The sequence below is a fragment of the Actinomycetota bacterium genome, from assembly GCA_028698215.1.
In the GTDB taxonomy this organism is placed as follows: Bacteria; Actinomycetota; Humimicrobiia; order Humimicrobiales; family Humimicrobiaceae; genus Halolacustris.
The window spans coordinates 1-5,154 of record JAQVDY010000051.1 but is presented as its reverse complement, the minus strand read 5'-3'; the positions used below and the strand labels follow the sequence as shown (position 1 = coordinate 5,154).

Genomic DNA, 5,154 nt, shown 5'->3' with positions numbered 1-5,154 from the left:
TGGCTGGGGAGAGAGGATTCGAACCTCTGATCACGGGACCAAAACCCGTTGCCTTGCCGCTTGGCTACTCCCCACCAACAAGCTAATAAATTTTATTATATATTAATATAAAATTCAATGCTTTAAAGCTAGCAGTGCTGGTTTAAATCATGATTTATTCAGCCCTTTAAACAAAGCCAGATAATCATCAACTGAAAGCTCTTCCGCTCTTACAGATTCATCTTTTCCCAATAATCTAAGATAACTGATAACCTCGTTAACTTTATCTTGGTAAACCGGATCCTTTGGTAGAGAGTTAATAAGTTTCTTTCTCCGGTGGGCAAAACAGGAATCAACAAAACTAAAAAAAGCATTGGTATCAATAGGTCCCACTTTTTTCCTCTTAGCTTCAATGAAAGAAGAATCTACATTAGGCCGGGGCAAAAAGCAATTCCTGGAGATCAAAAAACAATTCTTAAAATCAGCAATATAGTTAGCCTTCACTGTATAAGAACTGTAATTTTTATCTCCCACAGCAGCAGTTATCCTATCTGCAATATCTTTCTGTATGGTAAGATAAGCCTCAACTATGGAATCTGCCTGACAAAAAACTTTCAAAATCAAAGGAGCCGCTACCTTATAAGGCAAATTGGACACAAACTTGTTTAAACCATATTTTATACTCAGTTCCTGATAATCGACTTTCATTCCATCCTGCTCCATAAGGACAACTTTACTACCTAAGTGAGAAGAAAATAAATGTTTGAATACACCTGTCATCCTGGAGTCCAGTTCTATGCATACTATATTTGCACCTTTTTCCAGCAAAACCTCAGTTAGGCTGCCTATGCCGCTTCCTATCTCCAGGATACAATCATTTTTTCCCACTCCAGCATAACTGGTAATTTTTTTTAATATATTGGTATCTATTAAAAAATTTTGCCCATATGCTTTCTTAAGCCTGATATCATACTGCTTGAGCAGGCTGGCGGTGTTAGAAGGACTGCTGATATAGCCATTCATCATATTTTGCCTAAGCCAAAAAAATCAATAGCATTTCTGGTAGTAATATTTGCTACTTCTTCCAAACTTAAATTCTTAATCTCTGCTAATTTTTCAGCAATATAGGTAACATAAGCCGGCTGGTTTTCCTGTCCCCGCTTAGCTTGGGGGGCCAGAAAAGGGGTATCGGTCTCTAAAAATATTCTATCCATGGGTATAACTTTCGCTGCTTCTGCTACCTTGCCCGCATTGGGAAAGGTAAGGACTCCAGTAAAGGAAATAAACAGGCCCTGCTCTATTAGTTTTAAAGCCAAATCACTGTCTCCAGAATAACAATGCACTACCGCCTTAAACCCATCTTGGCCAGCATAACTGGATAGTACCTGCAAAATATCCTGGTGGGCATCCCGGTCATGTATTACCAGGGGTAGATTGTATTCTAAAGCTAAGCCTATCTGCGACTCAAAGGCCCTGATTTGATCCTTTTTAGGACTGGTATTTCTAAAGTAATCTAATCCTGCCTCCCCTACTGCCACTATTTTGGTGCTGCTTTCAATTATCTCCCTTAAACTATTTTCCTGGCTCTGGCTATAGTTTTCGGCATGATGGGGATGAATGCCTGCCGCTGAATAAACGTTATCAAAAACTTCTGACAACGCTTTGGCTTGTTTGCTGGCTTCCAGGCTGGATCCAATATTAATAATGTACTGTACCCCCTGCCGGATAGCAGCATCCACTGCCTGGGCAGGGGTAGACTTTTTTAGCATATCCAGATGCGCATGGGTATCTACCAGGTTCATGCTAATCTTCTTTAATCCTGGGAAACAAGATTTCCTTTTCCCCAATAAGGGTACCGCCAGAATAACTGCCCCATTGGCTATGCTCTTTTAAGGTAAGGCTATCTACCTTATCTTCAATGCCAAACTGGCCCAAAATCTTCTGGCAGATATGGGGCATAAAGGGAGATACAAGCACTGCTGACAACCTGATGGCTTCCACCAGCTGATAAAGAGTGGCCTCCAGTTTTTTAAGGTCCTGGGGCTGGTCACTTTTAGCCAGGGACCAGGGCTGTGTATCTTCAATATATTTATTGGCTTTATTTATAAAATCCCATAAAACTATAAGGCAGTCAGAAAACCTGAAATTCTCCATGTTCTCCTGGTAGAGCTTTTGGGTTTTTTCCCATTCCTGCCTGAAGCCCCCGTCTTCTTCAGGCCTGGATGGAACCTTGCCTGCTGCAAATTTATTAACCATGGTTACTGTCCTGGAAACCAGGTTGCCGATATCATTGGACAGGTCCCCATTGTATCTTTTCACCAGGGAATCATAAGTAAAGGAGCCATCATTGCCAAAAGATATGTCCCTGGATACAAAATACCGGATTGCATCTACCCCGTAATCCTGGGCCAGCTGGTCCGGATCCAGGGTTATACCCTTGGATTTGGAAAGTTTTTCATGCCCTAATAGTATCCACCCATGTATTACTACATGGTGGGGCAGTTCTACCCCCAAAGACATCAGTAAGGCAGGCCAGATAACAGTATGGAATTTCAATATATCTTTCCCTATATGGTGCTGGTCTGCAGGCCAATATTTCTTAAACAGGCCATCATCTTCCAAGCCATAGCCCAGGGCAGAGATATAGTTTATCAGTGCATCTACCCATACATAGCAGTAATGCTGGCTGTCAAACGGCACCGGCACCCCCCAGGTAACGGTAGTCCTGGTAATACTTATGTCTTTTAAGCCCTGTTTGAGCAAGCCCAAAACTTCGTTTCTCCTTACTTCAGGCACCACAAAATCAGGGTTTTTTTCCACATGCTCAATCAGCCGGTCCTGGTATTTGGAAAGTTTGAAGAAATAATTTTCTTCTTTTACCTTCTCTGTCTTCCGGCCGCAGTCAGGACAATTTCCATCTACCAGTTGTGAATCAGGAAAAAAGGTCTCACAGGGTACACAGTAATTACCTTCATAGTCATGCTTATAAATATCCCCATTATCCTTAAGCTTATTTAAGATAGCCTGCACTACCTGCTCATGGAGTTTATCAGTAGTCCTGATAAAACCGTCATTGCTTATACCGTACAGCTTAAGGATTCTTTTCATATCTTCAACCATGCTGTCCACATAAAGCTGGGCAGGCATCTGTTTTTCCTGGGCTGCCTTGTCTATCTTTTGGCCATGCTCATCGGAACCGGTTAGAAAATAGACGTCTTTGCCCTTAAGCCGGTTATACCTGGCTACAATGTCTGCCAGTATGAATTCATAAACCTGGCCCAGGTGCAGCTTGGAATTCATGTAGGGTATAGCAGTGGTTATATAAAATTTTTCTCCCATCATTTACCTCGAATCTATCCTAGATTTTTGTGGAAATATTATACAATGTTTGCCGGTCTATGTCATACTGGCCCCTTATAATTTTCATGGCTGATTTTTTAGAGAGCCCCTCCGACATAAGATCCATTAGCCTTTGCTTTATCTCTTCCAAGCTATATTCCTTAATAGCATCCCCGGAATGCCCTTCTGCCACTATCACTATTTCCCCTTTTAGCTTCTGGTCCAGTTGTGAAATTACCTGGGACAAATTCCCCCTGATAGTTTGCTCATAGATTTTGGTCAGTTCCCGGGCAATACACACCTGGCGGTCTCCGCATACCTGGTACAGGTCTTTTAAAAAATCCAGGGTCCGGTGGGGAGACTCATAGAATATCAAGGTAAAGGGGAGGCCCTTTAACTGCTGCAGCCTATTCCTTCTCTTTACCTTAGTCTTAGGGGCAAATCCCACAAATAAAAAACTGTCAGTAGGAAACCCGCTGAGAACCAAAGCAGCCAAGGCTGCATTGGGGCCTGGTATCACCGTTACCGGCAAGCCTTGCTGCAGGCAATGCCTTATCAGCTTATAGCCAGGATCCTGGATAGCAGGCATCCCTGATTCCGTGACCAGGGCAACATCTTTACCCTGCTCAAGGTAGCCTGCTATGGCCAATATCTTGTCCTGGCCGCTAAAATCATGGTAGCTTAACAGCTTCTTTTTGCCAATTTGGTACCGGTCAAGCAGTTTTCTTGCCGTCCTGGTATCCTCGGCTGCAATCAAGTCTGCTTTTTTTAAAGTGGAAATAAGCCTGAAACTGGCATCTTCCAGGTTACCGATAGGGGTTCCGCACACCAATAGGGTCCCGCTGTTTTCTTTTATTTCCATATCTAATAGATAGTTATATTTATAAATCCCCGATAAATTAGCTCTGCCAGGTATCCATAAGCCAGCCAGAAAGGCAGGTAGGTTACCTTTACTAATCCCATGATAGCCCATCTGGAGTGATACTCCCAGGGGCATTTGCCGATAGCCAGCTTCAACAGGAAGCCATATGCAAACTCAGCGGCAAAAATTATAGCCATATAAATAAAGCCCCTGGCTATAAAGGGCACTACCTGCAAATTGTTATAAAGGGGGCCTATGACCAGGCCCAGGCTTCCGTAAATAGGAAACATCCATAGGTAAGACCTGCCTTTAAAACTTAAGTCCCTGTACCTGATAAAATCATGAATCGAGGTAAAGAATACCTCGATTCCGACTCCCAAAAAACTATAGATGAGAAAAAGAAGTAAATATTTCATTACTCAATTTTTTTAAATATCTCCCTTGGCTTCCCGCAAACAGGGCATTTGTCAGGAGCTTCTCCTTCTACTGTATTGCCGCAGAACTGACAAACAAAAATATCGGTATCCTCATTATTTCCCAGGTTGTCCAGGTACTTCCGGTAAAGCTGGGCATGTACCTTTTCTACCTTATTAGCATAATTAAAACTGGCCATAGCTTCGTTTTCGCCTTCCTGCCGGGCTTGTTCAATCATGGGAGGATACATGTCTTCAAACTCATAGGTTTCCCCCTCTACAGCTTCTTTTAAATTTTCTTTGGTAGACTTGATTCCTTCCATAGCCCTTAAATGATTGTGGGCATGGACGGTCTCTGCATCAGCTGCTGCTTTAAATAGTTTTGCTTCCTGTGCCAACCCTTCTTCTTCTGCTTTCTGGGCAAAAGCTAAATATTTCCGGTTAGCCTGTGATTCACCCGCAAAAGCATCCTTCAGGTTTTTTAAAGTCTTTTCCTGTACCATTATATATACCTCCTAATTTTTATTTTATTATATATTATTAACATTTCTAGTACTATAT

At 42.3% G+C, this 5,154-nt stretch carries 6 protein-coding genes and 1 tRNA gene; all 7 read right to left on the bottom strand.

The window, feature by feature from the left end:
- The 7 genes from PHN32_08985 to PHN32_08955 all read right to left on the bottom strand — a co-directional run bounded on the left by PHN32_08985 (position 1) and on the right by PHN32_08955 (position 5,096).
- A tRNA-Gln gene (locus PHN32_08985) sits at positions 1-74 on the bottom strand.
- 73 nt (positions 75-147) lie between these two features.
- Positions 148-1,005 carry a 16S rRNA (adenine(1518)-N(6)/adenine(1519)-N(6))-dimethyltransferase RsmA gene (gene rsmA / locus PHN32_08980; protein ID MDD3777721.1) on the bottom strand — a complete coding sequence of 286 codons (858 nt, stop codon included), beginning with the start codon at positions 1,003-1,005 and terminating at the stop codon, positions 148-150.
- Entirely contained in the window at positions 1,002-1,781 is a 780-nt protein-coding gene (locus tag PHN32_08975) for a TatD family hydrolase (protein ID MDD3777720.1), read from the bottom strand. The genes rsmA and PHN32_08975 overlap by 4 nt, the downstream gene beginning before the upstream one ends.
- Position 1,782: 1 nt before the next feature.
- Positions 1,783-3,321 carry a methionine--tRNA ligase gene (gene metG / locus PHN32_08970; GenBank protein MDD3777719.1) on the bottom strand — a complete coding sequence of 513 codons (1,539 nt, stop codon included), beginning with the start codon at positions 3,319-3,321 and terminating at the stop codon, positions 1,783-1,785.
- Positions 3,322-3,337: 16 nt separating this feature from the next.
- Positions 3,338-4,180, bottom strand: a complete 843-nt coding sequence (gene rsmI, locus PHN32_08965) for a 16S rRNA (cytidine(1402)-2'-O)-methyltransferase (GenBank protein MDD3777718.1) — start codon at positions 4,178-4,180, stop codon at positions 3,338-3,340.
- Between the two features lie 2 nt (positions 4,181-4,182).
- Positions 4,183-4,596, bottom strand: coding sequence for a hypothetical protein (locus PHN32_08960; GenBank protein MDD3777717.1), 414 nt, complete (start codon positions 4,594-4,596; stop codon positions 4,183-4,185).
- The gene (locus PHN32_08955) at positions 4,596-5,096 is read right to left on the bottom strand and encodes a rubrerythrin family protein (protein MDD3777716.1); all 501 of its coding nucleotides are present in this window, start codon (positions 5,094-5,096) and stop codon (positions 4,596-4,598) included. The genes PHN32_08960 and PHN32_08955 overlap by 1 nt, the downstream gene beginning before the upstream one ends.
- Positions 5,097-5,154 lie beyond the last annotated feature (58 nt).

Excerpts from the sequence above, each read along its gene's own strand:
- rsmA (MDD3777721.1), bottom strand. The coding sequence starts at position 1,005 with ATGATGAATGGCTATATCAGCAGTCCTTCTAACACCGCCAGCCTGCTC.
- PHN32_08975 (MDD3777720.1), bottom strand. The coding sequence starts at position 1,781 with ATGAACCTGGTAGATACCCATGCGCATCTGGATATGCTAAAAAAGTCT.
- metG (MDD3777719.1), bottom strand. The coding sequence starts at position 3,321 with ATGATGGGAGAAAAATTTTATATAACCACTGCTATACCCTACATGAAT.
- rsmI (MDD3777718.1), bottom strand. The coding sequence starts at position 4,180 with ATGGAAATAAAAGAAAACAGCGGGACCCTATTGGTGTGCGGAACCCCT.
- PHN32_08960 (MDD3777717.1), bottom strand. The coding sequence starts at position 4,596 with ATGAAATATTTACTTCTTTTTCTCATCTATAGTTTTTTGGGAGTCGGA.
- PHN32_08955 (MDD3777716.1), bottom strand. The coding sequence starts at position 5,096 with ATGGTACAGGAAAAGACTTTAAAAAACCTGAAGGATGCTTTTGCGGGT.